The sequence below is a fragment of the Coralliovum pocilloporae genome (assembly GCF_030845175.1).
Classification (GTDB): Bacteria; Pseudomonadota; Alphaproteobacteria; order Rhizobiales; family Cohaesibacteraceae; genus Coralliovum; species Coralliovum pocilloporae.
The window spans coordinates 1,191,552-1,206,893 of sequence record NZ_CP132542.1 but is presented as its reverse complement, the minus strand read 5'-3'; the positions used below and the strand labels follow the sequence as shown (position 1 = coordinate 1,206,893).

Genomic DNA, 15,342 nt, shown 5'->3' with positions numbered 1-15,342 from the left:
TGTCGGATATGTCAGTTGCTTTCATCCAGAAGGCGGCGGGCGATCACCTGAGCCTGAATTTCTCCTGCGCCTTCAAAGATGTTGAGAATACGGGCGTCGCAGAGAACGCGGCTGACCGGGTATTCCATCGCGAAACCGTTGCCACCGTGGATCTGAAGGGCGTTGTCGGCGGCGGCCCAGGCTACACGGGCTGCCAGCAGTTTGGCCATACCTGCTTCAACATCACAGCGCTTGTCCTGATCCTTCTGGCGGGCCGAGAAATATGTGAGCTGCCTTGTGATCAGGATTTCGGCTGCCATCATCGCCAGCTTGTCAGAGACGCGTGGGAAACTGATCAGGGGTTTCTTGAACTGTACGCGTTCCTGGGCGTAGCGTAATCCCAGGTCCAGAGCCGACTGTGCAACACCGACGGCGCGGGCGGCGGTCTGGATACGGGCTGATTCAAAGGTTTGCATGAGCTGCTTGAAGCCCTGTCCTTCGACGCCGCCAAGCAGGTTATCGGCCTTCACTTCAAAATCGTCGAAACCGATTTCGAATTCTTTCATGCCCCGATAGCCGAGCACTTCGATCTCTCCGCCGGACATGCCATCAGCAGGGAACGGGTTGTCATCGCTGCCTCGTGGCTTTTCGGCCAGTAGCATGGACAGGCCCCGATAGCCCGGCTCATCGGGGTTGGTGCGGACCAGAAGCGTCATCAGGTCGGCCCTTACGGGGTGGGTAATCCAGGTCTTGTTACCCTTGACCTTGTAAACGTTGCCATCTTTGCTGGCCCGGGTTTTCAGAGATGCCAGGTCAGAACCTGTATTCGGCTCGGTGAACACGGCGGTTGGCAGGATTTCGCCAGACGCCAGCATCGGAAGCCATTTGGCTTTCTGGTCCTCGGTTCCGCCACAGAGGATCAGCTCTGCGGCAATTTCTGACCGTGTTCCAAGAGAGCCGACACCGATATAGGCACGGGAGAGCTCTTCGGAGACCACGCACATGGATTCCTTGCCCAGGCCCAGGCCGCCGAGTTCCTCAGGGATGGTCAGGCCGAAAACGCCAAGCTCAGCCATCTTGGTGATCACATCCATGGGGATGTAGTCGTTTTTCAGATGCCATTCATGGGCATGAGGCGTGACTTCCGCGTCTGCAAAGCGGCGCATCTCATCCCGGAACGCTTCAAGTGTCTCATCAAGGCCTGCATCGCCAAAACTGCCCTGTCCTTCGGCTGCAGCAATCAGCTCAACGGTTCTGGCGCGTATCTGAGGTGTCGAGCCTGCATCGATCAGGGTTTTAACGGCTGAAATCCGGGCTGCTGCAAGATCCGTATCATCAAGAGCAAGGTCTGCCGGGCGGACAAATTCCCCCTGGTTCATCGGGATGCCGCCGAAGATCTGCTGCAGGTATTCTGCTGCGCCAATCTTGACGAGGCAGTCCTCGAATTCACTGAAGCGGTCTTCGCTGGAGAGCCGGGTTGTATAGTCCTGAAGCTGCCGGATGGCTTCCACATAGGTGGCAAACCAGGCAAGACCGTGTGTGGCCTTCTGCTCTTCCTCCACACGGGCACCGGAGATCCGGCCATCAACCAGAACATTGGCGCGAACGCGCTGGGTTGCCGTGCCGAGCAGCACGTCAAGCGCCTGAACGGTTTCAGCCAGCAGGTCCGCAAGAGCGGGAGCGGATAGGTTTTCGGCAGCGGCAGACATTGTGCTTTCCCTCGGGCTACAGTTCGCGAGCAAGTAAACTTGCGGTGCATCATTGAGGAAAAGGGGTGTGGTTCTCAATCCGTCTTTTGACCGAGAAAGAGGCCTGAGTACCGTGTTATGTCCGGTTCAGGCGTGTTTGCGGGTCGCGAGGGCCACAGCAGCCGATATCAGGAGCATTCCGACCATCTGAATGAGAGTCAGTTCTTCATCGAACATCAACCAGCTCAGAAGAGCGGTTGATACGGGCACCAGATAGAACAGGGCCGCAATATTCGAGACAGCGCCTGTCTGGATAAGGCGCATCAGAAGGAAGATGGCACCAATAGACAGAACGATAATCAGCCAGGCCAGTGCGAAAATGAACTCTGCCGTCCAGGTGATATCAAGCTGTTCGCCGAACAGTCCGTAAGGGGCTGTGATGATCAGGGCTCCAAGATACTGGAAGATGCCGCCTGTTCTGAGATCAACGCCTGTTGCAAAGCGTTTCTGATAGACCGTGCCCAGCGCAATGGCGAAAACGCCGATGACGCATGCGCCGATGGTTTCAACGGTGAGAACGCCGCCGTCTATCCCCGCTTTCTTGCCTGAGACAATCAGTGAAAGACCGAACAGACCAAGGGCCAGCCCGCCCCAGTGCCAGCGGGTCGGTTCTTCTCCCAGCAGCTTCCAGGCAAACAGGGCCGTGAGAATGGGCTGAAGGCCGATGATCATCACGGAAATATTCGCAGGCATGCCCCGATCAATGGCCCAGAAAACACCGCCCAGATAGATGCCGTGGATAAGGGCGCCGACCACGAGGCTGTGGGCGGCTGTTATCCGATCCGGCCATTTCGGTTTACCGAGCAATGACAGACCAATCAGCAAGACAACCAGAATGGCAAACCGGACTGTAAGGAACGACATGGGTTCCGAATCCGGCGCACCATATTTCGCTCCGAGAAAACCGGTCGACCAGAGGAAGACAAAGAGCGCCGGAAAGCCGAGCGATGAGGCTGATATGGACTTTTGATCGGTCATGAACCGGACTTATCCGGTCTTGCAACCAGCGTCCAATGGAAACTTGTGATGGTTTGCGCTGATCGGCCTGATGAACGGGAGGGTGTGATTGCCCGTCAGATTTCCTGTCCTTTTTTCAGCAGCTTGTCGATCAGATCGCGCTGAATGATGGCGCGGCTGTCACCCCCGCCATAAGAGAGCAGGCCGGATGAGTAGGTGGTGCCATAGGTCTTGGCAATGTTGACGGTCTGACCGATCCCCTCAATGAACTGCCGCTGGTGCAGGGCCTTGAACGGATGGAGGAACGTGGCCCAAAGCACGCCACGGGCTATGGCATAGCGAGCATCAAGGGCAGTATCGAAGTTAGCCTGCAGAACGCGTGTCATATCCTCTGCTGACAGCTCGGAGGCGTTGGCGACCGGTGTCATGATCCGCATGCGGTTGTTTCTCGGATCGGCGATAATCACCAGTGGAACATCTTCAACACGGAACTGCCAGGATGGGCCGACGCGTTCGGCCTTCTCATCAAGCTTCTTGATGATGGAGCCCATGAGTTTTTCGGTCATTACACCTTCGGCCAGCTGCTGAGGTGCCTTTTGGGGTTCTTTCCGGGCTTCAGGTGCGCCTTTGGGAGCCTCGGACCCGGCCGCATCATCGGGCAATCCCTCTGGTTCTGTGATTTTGGGTGTTTCCGGTGCTGTTTCCTGGCTGATGACCGGGCCAGCGATAAACAGGGCCGCAAGAACGGCGGCGGTACTGAGTGAAACGGGAGCAAGAAAACGACCGGTCATTGGAAATCCCTCAAATTATAGCCTGAACCCCGTGCAAGGATAGTTTGGAAAGGGGGATATCGTCTCTTCACATTTGCGCAATTACGCGCCATCTCGGGCGGGCGTTGTTCCGGGGTTGCGTGTCAGACATGACAAAGGCCAACCCGGAGCGGGTCGGCCTTTGCACGAGTTTTATCTGAACTCTTTTATCTGAATTCCAGGATCGGAATTCTAGCTGGCCTTGAGTGGACCTGCCTCAATGACGTCTTCCAGGGTGCGCAACCCGGCCTTGGTGGCATTGACCAGAACAGCCATATTGCCCGGAGCATGCTGGTTGTTCATCATCATCGTGTGAGACTTCGGGATCTGCGACCAGGGGAAGACCTCTGACATGCAGGGGTCGACGCGACGCTCGATGACAAACTTGTTGGCGGAGGACGCCTGTTTCAGGTGAGCAAAATGAGAGCCCTGAACCCGCTTCTGGTGCATCCAGAGATAACGGGCATCCATGGTCAGATTGTAGCCTGTTGTCCCGGCGCAGATGACAACCATACCGCCGCGTTTCACAACAAATGTTGACACAGGCATTGTTGCCTCGCCCGGGTGCTCAAACACCATGTCCACATTGTTGCCCTTGCCGGTGATATCCCAGATGGCCTTGCCGAATTTGCGAACTTCGGAGAACCATTCCTTGTATTCCGGTGAGTTGACGGTCGGGAGCTGGCCCCAGCAGTTGAAGTCCTTGCGGTTGATGACGCCCTTGGCACCGAGGCTCATGACGTAATCGCGTTTGTCTTCATCCGAGATAACGCCAATGGCGTTTGCACCGGCTGCTGCGACAAGCTGAATGGCAAAGACGCCAAGGCCGCCGGATGCACCCCAGACCAGAACATTCTGGCCCGGCTTCAGGTCATGTGGCTGATGGCCGAACAGCATGCGGTATGCAGTTGCGAGCGTCAGGGTGTAACAGGCTGATTCTTCCCATGTCAGGTGACGCGGGCGCGGCATCAGCTGCTGAGCCTGAACACGGGCATATTGAGCGAAAGACCCGTCCGGTGTCTCGTAACCCCAGATGCGCTGGGAGTTTGAGAACATCGGGTCACCGCCGTTACAGTCTTCGTCGTCGCCATCGTCCTGGTTACAATGGATGACCACCTCATCGCCGACTTTCCAGCGGGTAACCTTTGACCCGACAGCCCAGATGATGCCGGACGCATCAGAACCGGCAATGTGAAACGGCTTGTCGTGAACATCGAAAACGGAGATCGGGGTGCCGAGAGAGGCCCAGACACCGTTATAGTTGACGCCTGCAGCCATCACCAGAACGAGGACTTCGTTGCTGTCCAGCTCCCATGTGGGCAGAACCTCTACCTGCATGGCCTGTTCAGGTTCGCCCTCACGCTCCCGGCGGATCGCCCAGGCATACATGTTTTTCGGCACATGGCCGAGGGGCGGGATTTCTCCCAGTTCGTAGAGATCTTTTTTCTCACCGTCCTGAGGGGCGGCTTCGGCGATTTCGGCAGCGCTTGCGGCAGACATATGGCAGCTCCGGTTCGTCAGAAATACTGCGATGCAGCATTTTTAGGTCAAAGTCGATCTGTGTCTGGGAATGATTATCAGCCGAGATCTGCCGGAGTGCTATTATACAGATTACGAATTTCGACTGATTGAGAGGATGGGCACTGATAGGGTCAATGGTCGCGCGGGTTTTGGCTTGCGTGCGAAGTGCTATGTGAGCTGGGAGAGAAACCATGACAGACGGCCCCAATCGTGACAGGCCCTGGATTTTCCGGACCTATGCGGGACACTCCACCGCAGCGGAATCCAATGCGCTTTATCGAAAGAACCTGTCCAAGGGACAGACGGGATTGTCAGTTGCTTTCGATCTCCCAACCCAGACCGGGTATGATCCGGATCATGCTCTGTCGCGGGGCGAGGTCGGCAAGGTTGGTGTATCCATCGCTCATCTCGGTGACATGCAGACCCTGTTTCAGGATATTCCGCTCGACCAGATGAATACGTCGATGACGATCAATGCGTCCGCCGCATGGCTTCTGGCGCTCTATGCGGCTGCGGCTGATGCTCAGGGTGCTGACAGGACAAAGCTCACCGGCACGACGCAGAATGATCTGATCAAGGAATACCTTTCGCGCGGCACCTATGTATTTCCTCCGCAGCCATCGATGAAACTGACCACGGACATCATTGCCTGGACCTACAGCAATATGCCGAAATGGAACCCGATGAATGTCTGCTCCTATCATCTGCAGGAAGCGGGGGCGACGCCGGTACAGGAACTGGCTTATGCTCTTGCCACAGCGCAGGCGGTGCTTGATACGGTCAAGGCTTCGGGCGCTATTCCCGAAGAGGATTTTCCCAAGGCGGTCAGCCGGATTTCCTTCTTTGTCAATGCGGGCATGCGGTTTGTTACCGAGATGTGCAAGATGCGCGCCTTCGTCGATCTGTGGGACGAGATCTGTGAGACCCGCTATGGCGTTGAGGATCCAAAGCTGCGCCGGTTCCGCTATGGGGTGCAGGTGAACTCTCTGGGGCTGACGGAGCAGCAGCCGGAAAACAATGTCTATCGTATTCTGATAGAGACGCTGGCTGTGGTGCTGTCGAAAAAAGCACGTGCCCGTGCGGTTCAGCTTCCGGCCTGGAATGAGGCGCTTGGCTTGCCGCGTCCATGGGATCAGCAATGGTCTTTGCGGATGCAGCAGATTCTGGCTTATGAAACAGATCTTCTTGAGTTTGCAGATATTTTTGATGGCTCCCGCGAGGTTGATGCCAAGGTTGAAGCCCTGAAGGACGAAGCCCGTGCGGAGTTGCGCCGGATTGATGATATGGGCGGGGCTGTTGCTGCAGTCGAGACCAGCTATATGAAACGGGCTCTGGTTGAATCCAATACGCGACGGCTTGAGCAGATTGAGGCCGGAAACCAGATGGTCGTTGGCGTCAATGCCTATCAGACCACGGAAGATTCACCGCTTTCATCCGGTGATGGCGACGCGATCATGGTGGTGCCCGAGGGTGTCGAACAGGACGCGATTGAACGTCTTCAGCAATGGCGGTCTGACCGTGACGGACAGGCTGCGGAAGCATCGCTTGCAGATCTGCGACAGGCTGCCCAGGAAGGTCGCAATATCATGGAACCATCCGTTGCTTGTGCCAAAGCCGGGGTAACCACCGGTGAATGGGGCGCTGTCCTCAGGGATGTTTTCGGAGAATACCGGGCACCCACCGGTGTCGGGCGGGCGGTTAAGCAGGATGTCGGCGATCTGGATGACCTCCGTGGCTCCGTGGATGCGGTTTCAGATAAACTTGGTCGCCGGCTCAAGTTTCTCGTTGGCAAGCCGGGGCTTGATGGCCATTCAAATGGTGCCGAGCAGATAGCCGTCCGGGCGCGAGATGCGGGGATGGAAGTTGTTTATGAAGGCATCCGCCTGACACCCGCGGAAATCGCCAATGCGGCGTTGGAAGAAGGTGTGCACGCGGTTGGGCTTTCCATTCTGTCAGGGTCCCACCTGGCTCTCGTGCGGGATGTGCTGGAACGGATGAGGGCCAACGGACAGGATGATATTCCGGTCTTTGTCGGTGGGATTATTCCGCAGGAGGATGCACAATCTCTTTTGGCTATGGGTGTTGCAGCCGTTTACACGCCGAAAGACTTCCAGCTCAACGACATCATGGCCGATGTGGTGCGGATCGTTGATGGACGGTTTGATCGGGCTGCCTGATCAAACCGGTATCCCCGTTTAACGGTCGGATGAGTGCTGACTTGCGGACCGCGCCATGATTTCGGCGTCCAGAAGCGCAATAATTTCGGAGACGGAGGCCGGTTTTGGTGCGACGGATGAGGGCTCGAACCCAAGATCACGCACGTCCGACGGGTTGCTGGTCAGAGCGATAACCGGCTGGGTACGGGCCGTTGCTCTCAACAGGGCCTGCCAGTCGTTTGGAAGATCGTCTGTCATATCCCGATCAATGATGATTGCGCTGATCTCGCCAGGGCTGACGATCGGCATATCCGGCTGGTAGTCCAGACAATCAAGTCCGCAGCCACGCAGAAGAGCAGAGAGCGTTGTACTGAGTGGTTGCTGTGAGATGACAAGGCAGGAGCCGGTCTCGGTGAGATCAAATCGGGACTGGATCGAGCCGCCCCGCTTTTGCCCTCTGGTCTCTGTCCGTCGCGCCGGGACCGTAATGGTCCAGCAGCGGTCCTGGTCTGAAATACGACGTTCCAGAAGAGAGCCGCCTGCCTGGCCAAGGCCCGCCTGAATGCCGTTCAACACAGCCTGATCTGACTTTGAAAGATCTGCGCTGGCCGACAAGGTTATGGTCAGGGTAAGGGATGCGGTTTTGTGTGGCTGAAACCCGGACAGGTCCAGCATGAGAACACCGCTGTCGCAGAGTGACAGGGCATATTCAGAAATGGTCAGCGTTGCCAGTATAAGTGAGGATGTGGGAGCGGCCAGCTTTGATGGCAGGGCATTATCGACCTGCCAGGCCGTGGAATGACCGGTCTGCACTGACCGGGTTTCCACCAGTGCTGCGATATCGGTCATCAGATCCTGTGGTCGTGTGATGGTTGTCATGACCACGGATTGTGCCGCATCGCGCATCAGTTCCGTTTCAAGCAGGGCAAGTGTTGACGACATAGCTTTCTCAAGCCGCTTGCGTCGTGTGACAGGCAAGGAGCCAGCAAGGGCTTCAGCGCCATAGCGGGCATAAGCCAGCAGGATCTGCCTGCCTTTGTCGGCATCGGGATTGCGATCTGTTTCCATTGTCCTGCTTTCACGCGCAACGCATTTGTTCAGTTCAGCAATGACAGGCTTGGTTTAACGGCTTACTAAGACAGAGCTGTAATGAGGCGGAAAGTCCGGAAATGGTTGATACTCTCTCATTGATTCTGCCGATTTTTGGCCTAATCGCACTGGGATACCTGATTGGCTTGTTCTCAATCCTGCCTGATCATGCGGGAGAGGCGCTCAGTGATTTCGTTTTCAAGATCGCGATGCCGCTCTTTCTGTTTCACAAACTGGCCGTTGCTGATTTCTCCATTGTCAGGCCCTGGTCGCTCTGGGCTGTCTATTTTTCTGCGGTTCTTGTTGCGTGGATTGTCGGGCAGTTTGTCATCGGACGTCTGTTTGGCAGGAATGCACGGGCGGCCGTGATCGGAGGCATTTGTTCCGGCTATGGCAACCCGGTTCTCATTGGTATGCCCTTTGTGCTCTCAGCCTACGGGGATGAAGGGGCTGTACCTGCTCTGCTGCTGATTTCGGTTCATCTGCCCCTGATGATGCTGGTCAGTGCCATTCTGATGGAACGGGCGGCTTTGGCGGACGGGGAGCGGGATCTGGTTCGGGCACCAACAGAGACTGTTCTCAGGGTTTTGAAATCCGTGCTGACCAACCCAATTATCATTGGTCTGATGGCTGGCGGTTTCTGGGCTGTTCTCGGATTGCCGATGCCGGATCTTATGGGGAGTGTTCTCGATCGCATAGGTGTGACGGCTGTGCCTCTGGCGCTTTTTGCGATCGGTCTGGTTCTCCAGTCCTATGGAATATCTGAAAATCTGCCGCAGGCTCTCTCTCTGATGCCGATCAAACTTCTGCTGATGCCCGCACTGGTTCTGTTCACCGCAACCATGATGTCTGACCTGCCGCTGCTCTGGGTCAAGGTGATTGTTCTGATGGCAGCTGCACCCACGGGCGTGAATGCTTATCTGATGGCCAGCCATTTCCGGACCGGTCATGCTCTGTCGTCAAATGCGGTGACACTGACAACCGGCCTTGCTGCGGTCAGCATGGGGCTCTGGTTCAATATTGTTGAAATGCTCTGAGGTCCGGTTCTGAAAACCCGACCATCTTTCTGATGTCGTCAGGTGTTTTTCCATCTCTGCGTAGACTGTCCAGGCTTGTGCTGGCCAGAGATTTGGAGAGCTTGCGACCATCTCCATCCAGAACCAGACGATGATGATGATAGACAGGTGGTTCGTACCCGAGCACTGTCTGCAGCAGGCGATGAACAGAGGTGGCATGATAGAGGTCATGCCCCCGGACCACATGTGTCACGCCCTGTTCGGCATCGTCCACAACAACACTGAGGTGATAGCTGGCAGGGAAATCCTTGCGAGCCAGAAGCACGTCTCCCCAATCTGCCGGACTGGCGGTGATGAACTGCTCTTGCCCTGTGTCAGAAAGCTCCCTCCAGTTAAGAGAAGAGGGGCATGAAGCAAGAGCGGCCTGCATATCGAGCCGCAGCGCGAAGGCTTCGCCAGCAGACAGGCGGGTCTTGATATCGTCCTGCGATCTCAGGCGGTCCATGGGCGGATAGTGCGGCGCGCCGTCCGGGTCATTGGGCCAGGGTTGTTCGGTGTTCTGACCCTCGATTGCCGCGCGGATTTCCTTGCGACTGAGGAAAGCGGGGTAGAGTCGGACTGTCTGTTTCAGCGTTTCGAGGGCTGCAGCATAAGTCGTTCTGTGCTCGGATTGCCGCCTGACCGGTGTTTCCCAATCGAGGCCCAGCCAGTGAAGATCCTCGTAGATGGCTTCCTCGAATTCAGGCCGCGATCTGGTCACGTCAATGTCTTCAATGCGGAGCAGAAAACGGCCGCCGAGCAGCTTGGCTGCATGGAAGTTGATCAGTGCTGACAGGGCATGTCCAAGATGCAGCAGGCCGTTTGGGCTGGGGGCAAAACGGAAAACGGGTTGTCTTGTCACGGCACTCTTGTCACTGTCCTGTTGGATTTCGAAAGGGACGATACTCCGTTGGCAACTCAGGATGCAATCAGAACAGAGGCAGATGTGGCGGCTGGCCTTGCAATTCTGCTGGCGCAGGATCCTGCACTCGGGCCTGTTGCGGATGCTGTATCTGAGGTTCCGCTGAGATTGCGAAAGCCCGGTCTTTCGGGGCTTGTCGAGATTATCATTGCCCAGATGGTGTCAAAAGCCAGTGCGTCAGCTCTGACAAAGCGGTTTTATGAGCATTTCCCGGTTGTGTCTGCTTCAGAGCTGGCTGCGGCAACCGATGAAACCTATCGGCTTTGCGGCTTGTCGGGGCCGAAAATCCGTTCAATCCGTGCGCTTGCAGCAGCAATTGATGAGGGTACCCTCAATCTGGAAACGCTGTCTCTGTTTTCTGCAGAAGAGGCCTTGGCCGCGCTGACGCGTATCAAGGGCATAGGTCCCTGGACCGGGGAGGTTTATCTGATGTTCTGTGAGGGGCATCCGGATATCTTTCCCGCAGGCGATCTGGCCCTGCGTATTGCTGTTGAGGCAGCTCTTCAGCTGCCAGAGCGTCCAACAGACAGGGAGCTCAGAGAAATCGCCATGCGATGGTCGCCGCATCGATCGGTAGCCGCCCGGCTGTTCTGGGCCTATTATCAAACACTCAAACAGGGGCGGGATGTGATTCCCCTCTAGACTGACGTAAGTCTGCGGCCTGGGGTCAGGCGGACGCTGGAGAATGAATGTCTGAACTTGACGAATTGATACTGGAGCCGGTTTCCGGTGGGGAGCCCGCGTCTCTTGTGGTTCTGCTGCATGGATATGGTGCGGATGGTAACGACCTGATCTCTCTGGGTCGGGACTGGTGCATGAAGTTTCCCGATACCATGTTTGTCGCGCCCAATGCGCCCGAAGCCTGCGAGGATGGCCCTTATGGCTATCAGTGGTTCCCGCTTCACGACCGCAGTCCCGAGCAGCTTTGGGCCGGGGTTTGCCATGCCCAGGATCGTCTTGATTCCTATCTTGATGACCTTTTGAAGCGGCAGGGTGTCGAGGATGCCAATATGGCGCTTGTGGGTTTCAGCCAGGGCACCATGATGGCGCTGCATAACGGTTTGAGACGGGCAGCCTCTCCGGCTGGAATTCTGGGGTATTCAGGCCGCCTGGCCGGAGCGGGCAAGCTGCCTGAGGCCGTTGACACCGCTATTCCGGTTTCCCTTGTGCATGGCGACCAGGATGATGTGGTGCCTCTTGGTGCCATGTTTGAGACATCCAATGCATTGCAGGCGGCAGGCCTTCAATGTGAATGGCATATCGCGCGCGGGACAGGGCATGATATTGATGATGATGGTATCGCCCTGGGAGAGCGGTTCCTGCGTCGGGTTCTTGCGGGCTGAATGGTGATAATGTCACCGCTCTGTCAGATGTTTTGAGCTTTGTTCAATTGAAATCACGGTGTTGATACCCCATCTGTGGGACGTTCCTGGGAGAAGGTTGAGTTCATGCCGTTGGCGCGGTTGGTCCGGTCAGGACTTTTAATAGTCAGTATTGTTCTGTCTTCACCGGTTTGGGCCGAGGAAGAAGCCGGTGATATATCAAGATCACTTGACAGGATCCCGGAAGGGGTTCACCTCACAGAGGATCAGCGACGGTTTGTCCGAGAGCAGCTGGAAACAACGCTGAAGCTCTATGATGAGCATTTCAGGGTTCCGGAAACCGGGCAGTATCTTGATCTTCTGCGCATTGATGCAGAGCATCAGGAGCGGCGGATATCCTCTATTGCTGCGACAGGTATCGGCCTGATTTCACTGGCTATTGGCGATAAGCTCGGGACGGTTGCGGACGCGGAGAAGAAGGCTGCATTTACCCTGCGCAATCTTCTCAATGATGATCCCACAGCCGGGTTTTATACAGAGCGTTCAAAGAGCGGCTGGTATCATCATTTTATCAACGGGGATACGGGGGCTGCTGAATTCGTCAGCAAGTATACCTATTCCACCATTGATACGGCATTGCTGGCAGCCGGTGCGGCCATGGTCGGCAATCATTTTGCCGGAAAAGCAATGGATACCGGTCAGACCGATATGCCGGAAGTGGTCGACCTTGCCTGGAAACTGGTTTTTTCCGTCCGCTGGAACACAGCCATTCGCGAGACATTCCGCCCCAGCATCAATCAGGTCTTCTATGGACGGAATGAGAAGCTGGAAGACCGGTTCTGGTCTCTCCTTTACGATGAATATGTGCTGTTGCCCTGTATCGGGCGGTCCGTTGAGGGAATGAGCCGCGCTCCTGATGTGGCGCACAGATTCTGGGACAAGTATCTGACGGATGTCCGGAATCTGCCGCAGCTGTTCTTCAGCGGTAAAACGGTTCTGGCCACAGGCGGGAATAACTTCGTTTCTCACTTCACGCTGCAGTTTGGTTACTACATGTGTCGTGATCTGCTTACCAATCCGACCTATGGTAAGGAACTTGCCGAAGCCATGGAGGCTGATCGTGACTGGTTCCGCTGGCGCGGTGGCGGCAAATATGCGGATCGCTGGTGGGGTCTGGGTGCCGGTGCCGAACTGATGTGGAATCACGAGACGGGCGAGCCCACGGGTGAGCGCTATGCCGCGAACAGTCTTGGCGATAATCCCAACCACACATTTTCACCATCCATTATGGGTGGGTTCCTTCCGATTGAGCAGCGATATGTGCCAAACCGTCCGGAAGGGTCACAGATTGTCTCTGAACTGATGGAGATGTATCGGCGCGATGAGTGCCTTTATGACCATCGGGGGCTGAAAGTATTGTGGCGTTGTGGAGCGCTTGACCCGTCCAAGCGTGTGGTCAATCTGCAGGGTATCGACCTCAGTACCTATATGTTTGGCCTTGCGGCTGTTGACCGCGGTGTGGGGCTTGATTTCTTCCGTGATACGGCCCCCGGTATCGGTGGTGCCATGGAACGGAGCATGTCACTTCTGGACGGCCGCGACAAAGCGTCTCTTTCTCAGAAAGATGAGGTAAAGACTGCTGATAAAAATCAGAATACACTTCGTTAACAGGAGGTTACCACGGCAATATTGAGCCGTGAGAGGAGGCTGCAAAAACCGCTAAAGCTTTAAAAAGACTTCACAGATCTGTCACGTTCCTTGTAAAATATAAGGGCGCTTTCCGGGATTCCTCCGAATCAAAGCGTAAAGGAGCGTGAATTGACTGTACACGTCTCGCTTGATGCCCATCCGGCTCTTGTGCTGAACGCAGACTTCCGTCCGTTGAGTTATTACCCTCTGTCTTTATGGTCGTGGCAGGATGCCATCAAGGCCGTCTTTCTGGACCGGGTCTCCATTCTCTCTGAATATGATGTTGTGGCACACAGCCCGTCTTTCGAGATGAAGCTGCCAAGCGTCGTTTGCCTGAAATCCTATGTGAAACCATCGCTGCACCCGGCCTTTACACGCTTCAATGTTTTTCTGCGCGATCGGTTTGAGTGCCAGTATTGCGGTTCACCACATGATTTGACCTTTGATCATGTCATTCCGCGCTCCAAGGGCGGGCAGACCACCTGGGACAATGTTGTTGCGGCCTGCTCGCCGTGCAATCTGCGCAAGGGCAACAAGGATCCGCATGTGATTGGCATGGTGCCGCGGCAATGGCCTTACATGCCGACGGTTCATGATCTGCATAGAAATGGCCGTTCTTTCCCCCCCAACTATCTCCATGACAGCTGGCTGGATTATCTCTACTGGGATGTGGAACTGCAGCCTTAGAGTTCAGACCCATAAAGCGTGTCGCGTGACCCCGGTTTAGCGCAACCTGCTCTGGAACTAGAACTCTGGAGTGTTATGACTTGACCGGACGCAGGGCCGCAAAGAGGGCAAGCAAGGCAAGTCCACCTGAAATCACCGCGTTCCAGCCGGCAAATGACAGGCCGAACATGCGCCAGCTTGCTTCCGTGCAGGAAACCAGTTTCGAGGTCTGCAGCTGACTGAAGAGCTGGGTCACATCGAGGGTTTCTGATGTTCCAGCCCCGCAGTCGTTCGGTCCAAGCCAGAATCCCCATTCAGCACCTGCCTGGTAGGCACCGGTCAGCGCGCCGAACAGCATGGCAAGACCCGCAATGCCAAACAGCAGGCGCAGACAGGCTTGCGGCCACTGCTTGAACAAACCAAGCATGGCTATCAGAACGATGGGCAGGGCGAGATAGTAGGATTCACGCTGCTCAAGGCACAGTTTGCAGGGGATGTAACCGCCTATCAGTTCAAAGCCCCAGGCGGAGGCAATAGAGGCACTGCCACCCAGCAGGAATATGAGGCCCAGCCATTTGTGATCCATCAGTGATGGTGATCTCATCATCTTCTATCCCCCGGGGATTCCGTTCCTTGGTGTCAGAGCAGCTTGATCGCCAGGAAACCGCCGACAAGACAAATTACGAAAATGGTAAAAACGAGGCCAAGCCGTTTTTCGATGAAATCCTTTATCGGCGGGCCGAACACATAAAGCAGGCCTGCGACCGCGAAAAATCGTATGCCGCGCGACAAGACACTGGCCAGAATGAACACCGGCATGGCCAGCCCGACGGCACCGCTTGCAATGGTGATCACCTTATAGGGAAAGGGCGTAATGCCAGCGGTGAAAACAATCCATGGGCCCCATTCTGCAAACCAGTCTGCGAAGTCTGCGAACTTGTCCTGATAGCCGTAAAAACCGAGGATCGGAGCCGCAACCTGTTCATAGAGAAAGGCACCGATGATATAGCCGAATATCCCGCCAAGAACTGATGTAATTGTGCAGAGTGCGGCAAACTGAACGGCCTTTCGCCTTTCTGCCAGAACCATGGGAATCAGAAGGATGTCGGGCGGAATCGGGAAGACGGAACTCTCCGCAAAAGAGACCCCGCCAAGTGCCCAGGGGGCCTGCTTTCCAGACGCGAGAGCCATGGTCCAGTCATAGAGTCGCCTGAGCATGTTTGATGTCCTGTTGCTGATCTGAAATCCTCTTATGAGGGCAAATGCAGTTTTTCTCAACAGACCTTTCAAACTGGTTGACCGGAGCGCCGCCATCGCTATGATCGCCCCACTTTCTTCCGTGCCCCTGTGGCGGAACTGGTAGACGCGACGGATTCAAAATCCGTTTCCTTAACCGGAGTGCCCGTTCGAGTCGGGCCAGGGGCACCAT

The 15,342-nt window shown here is 55.9% G+C and carries 14 protein-coding genes and 1 tRNA gene; 7 read left to right on the top strand and 8 right to left on the bottom strand.

Features of this window, described 5'->3' with window-relative positions:
- Positions 1-11: 11 nt before the first annotated feature.
- From RA157_RS05580 to ccrA, 4 genes are all read right to left on the bottom strand, one after another.
- Positions 12-1,688 carry an acyl-CoA dehydrogenase family protein gene (locus tag RA157_RS05580; RefSeq protein ID WP_350335480.1) on the bottom strand — a complete coding sequence of 559 codons (1,677 nt, stop codon included), beginning with the start codon at positions 1,686-1,688 and terminating at the stop codon, positions 12-14.
- 126 nt (positions 1,689-1,814) lie between these two features.
- Positions 1,815-2,705, bottom strand: coding sequence for a DMT family transporter (locus tag RA157_RS05575; protein WP_350335479.1), 891 nt, complete (start codon positions 2,703-2,705; stop codon positions 1,815-1,817).
- Between the two features lie 95 nt (positions 2,706-2,800).
- Positions 2,801-3,475, bottom strand: a complete 675-nt coding sequence (locus RA157_RS05570; RefSeq protein ID WP_350335478.1) for a hypothetical protein — start codon at positions 3,473-3,475, stop codon at positions 2,801-2,803.
- Between the two features lie 210 nt (positions 3,476-3,685).
- Positions 3,686-4,993: a crotonyl-CoA carboxylase/reductase gene (gene ccrA / locus RA157_RS05565; protein ID WP_350335477.1), complete on the bottom strand. Its 1,308-nt coding sequence runs from the start codon at positions 4,991-4,993 to the stop codon at positions 3,686-3,688.
- A 212-nt stretch (positions 4,994-5,205) separates the two neighbouring features.
- On the opposite strand from ccrA, the gene RA157_RS05560 reads away from it, so the two are divergent.
- Complete coding sequence (locus RA157_RS05560) at positions 5,206-7,191, top strand: methylmalonyl-CoA mutase family protein (protein ID WP_350335476.1); 1,986 nt, start codon at positions 5,206-5,208, stop codon at positions 7,189-7,191.
- A gap of 18 nt (positions 7,192-7,209) precedes the next feature.
- Here the strand turns inward: RA157_RS05560 and RA157_RS05555 are convergent, their stop codons facing one another.
- Positions 7,210-8,238, bottom strand: coding sequence for a hypothetical protein (locus RA157_RS05555; protein WP_350335475.1), 1,029 nt, complete (start codon positions 8,236-8,238; stop codon positions 7,210-7,212).
- A gap of 101 nt (positions 8,239-8,339) precedes the next feature.
- On the opposite strand from RA157_RS05555, the gene RA157_RS05550 reads away from it, so the two are divergent.
- The gene (locus RA157_RS05550) at positions 8,340-9,296 is read left to right on the top strand and encodes an AEC family transporter (RefSeq protein WP_350335474.1); all 957 of its coding nucleotides are present in this window, start codon (positions 8,340-8,342) and stop codon (positions 9,294-9,296) included.
- Here the strand turns inward: RA157_RS05550 and gluQRS are convergent.
- A complete protein-coding gene (gene gluQRS, locus RA157_RS05545) occupies positions 9,274-10,176 on the bottom strand; it encodes a tRNA glutamyl-Q(34) synthetase GluQRS (protein WP_350335473.1) in 903 nt (300 codons plus the stop codon). The genes RA157_RS05550 and gluQRS overlap by 23 nt on opposite strands.
- A gap of 48 nt (positions 10,177-10,224) precedes the next feature.
- Here gluQRS and RA157_RS05540 point away from each other — a divergent pair, with 48 nt between their 5' ends.
- From RA157_RS05540 to RA157_RS05525, 4 genes are all read left to right on the top strand, one after another.
- Positions 10,225-10,878 (top strand): DNA-3-methyladenine glycosylase family protein, encoded by a 654-nt coding sequence (locus RA157_RS05540; RefSeq protein ID WP_350335472.1) that lies wholly within the window; start codon positions 10,225-10,227, stop codon positions 10,876-10,878.
- 47 nt (positions 10,879-10,925) lie between these two features.
- The gene (locus RA157_RS05535; protein WP_350335471.1) at positions 10,926-11,579 is read left to right on the top strand and encodes an alpha/beta hydrolase; all 654 of its coding nucleotides are present in this window, start codon (positions 10,926-10,928) and stop codon (positions 11,577-11,579) included.
- A 75-nt stretch (positions 11,580-11,654) separates the two neighbouring features.
- Positions 11,655-13,226: a hypothetical protein gene (locus RA157_RS05530; RefSeq protein ID WP_350335470.1), complete on the top strand. Its 1,572-nt coding sequence runs from the start codon at positions 11,655-11,657 to the stop codon at positions 13,224-13,226.
- 150 nt (positions 13,227-13,376) lie between these two features.
- On the top strand, positions 13,377-13,934 hold the full coding sequence (locus tag RA157_RS05525) for an HNH endonuclease (RefSeq protein ID WP_350335469.1): 558 nt from the start codon (positions 13,377-13,379) through the stop codon (positions 13,932-13,934).
- Between the two features lie 73 nt (positions 13,935-14,007).
- Here RA157_RS05525 and RA157_RS05520 read toward each other — a convergent pair whose 3' ends face one another.
- Complete coding sequence (locus RA157_RS05520; RefSeq protein ID WP_350335468.1) at positions 14,008-14,520, bottom strand: disulfide bond formation protein B; 513 nt, start codon at positions 14,518-14,520, stop codon at positions 14,008-14,010.
- Between the two features lie 32 nt (positions 14,521-14,552).
- Positions 14,553-15,131, bottom strand: a complete 579-nt coding sequence (locus RA157_RS05515; RefSeq protein ID WP_350335467.1) for a YqaA family protein — start codon at positions 15,129-15,131, stop codon at positions 14,553-14,555.
- A 123-nt stretch (positions 15,132-15,254) separates the two neighbouring features.
- On the opposite strand from RA157_RS05515, the gene RA157_RS05510 reads away from it, so the two are divergent.
- A tRNA-Leu gene (locus RA157_RS05510) sits at positions 15,255-15,341 on the top strand.
- Position 15,342: the final 1 nt, after the last annotated feature.

Excerpts from the sequence above, each read along its gene's own strand:
- RA157_RS05560 (WP_350335476.1), top strand. The coding sequence starts at position 5,206 with ATGACAGACGGCCCCAATCGTGACAGGCCCTGGATTTTCCGGACCTAT.
- RA157_RS05550 (WP_350335474.1), top strand. The coding sequence starts at position 8,340 with ATGGTTGATACTCTCTCATTGATTCTGCCGATTTTTGGCCTAATCGCA.
- RA157_RS05575 (WP_350335479.1), bottom strand. The coding sequence starts at position 2,705 with ATGACCGATCAAAAGTCCATATCAGCCTCATCGCTCGGCTTTCCGGCG.
- RA157_RS05535 (WP_350335471.1), top strand. The coding sequence starts at position 10,926 with ATGTCTGAACTTGACGAATTGATACTGGAGCCGGTTTCCGGTGGGGAG.
- RA157_RS05580 (WP_350335480.1), bottom strand. The coding sequence starts at position 1,688 with ATGTCTGCCGCTGCCGAAAACCTATCCGCTCCCGCTCTTGCGGACCTG.
- ccrA (WP_350335477.1), bottom strand. The coding sequence starts at position 4,993 with ATGTCTGCCGCAAGCGCTGCCGAAATCGCCGAAGCCGCCCCTCAGGAC.
- RA157_RS05555 (WP_350335475.1), bottom strand. The coding sequence starts at position 8,238 with ATGGAAACAGATCGCAATCCCGATGCCGACAAAGGCAGGCAGATCCTG.
- RA157_RS05520 (WP_350335468.1), bottom strand. The coding sequence starts at position 14,520 with ATGATGAGATCACCATCACTGATGGATCACAAATGGCTGGGCCTCATA.
- RA157_RS05515 (WP_350335467.1), bottom strand. The coding sequence starts at position 15,131 with ATGCTCAGGCGACTCTATGACTGGACCATGGCTCTCGCGTCTGGAAAG.
- RA157_RS05570 (WP_350335478.1), bottom strand. The coding sequence starts at position 3,475 with ATGACCGGTCGTTTTCTTGCTCCCGTTTCACTCAGTACCGCCGCCGTT.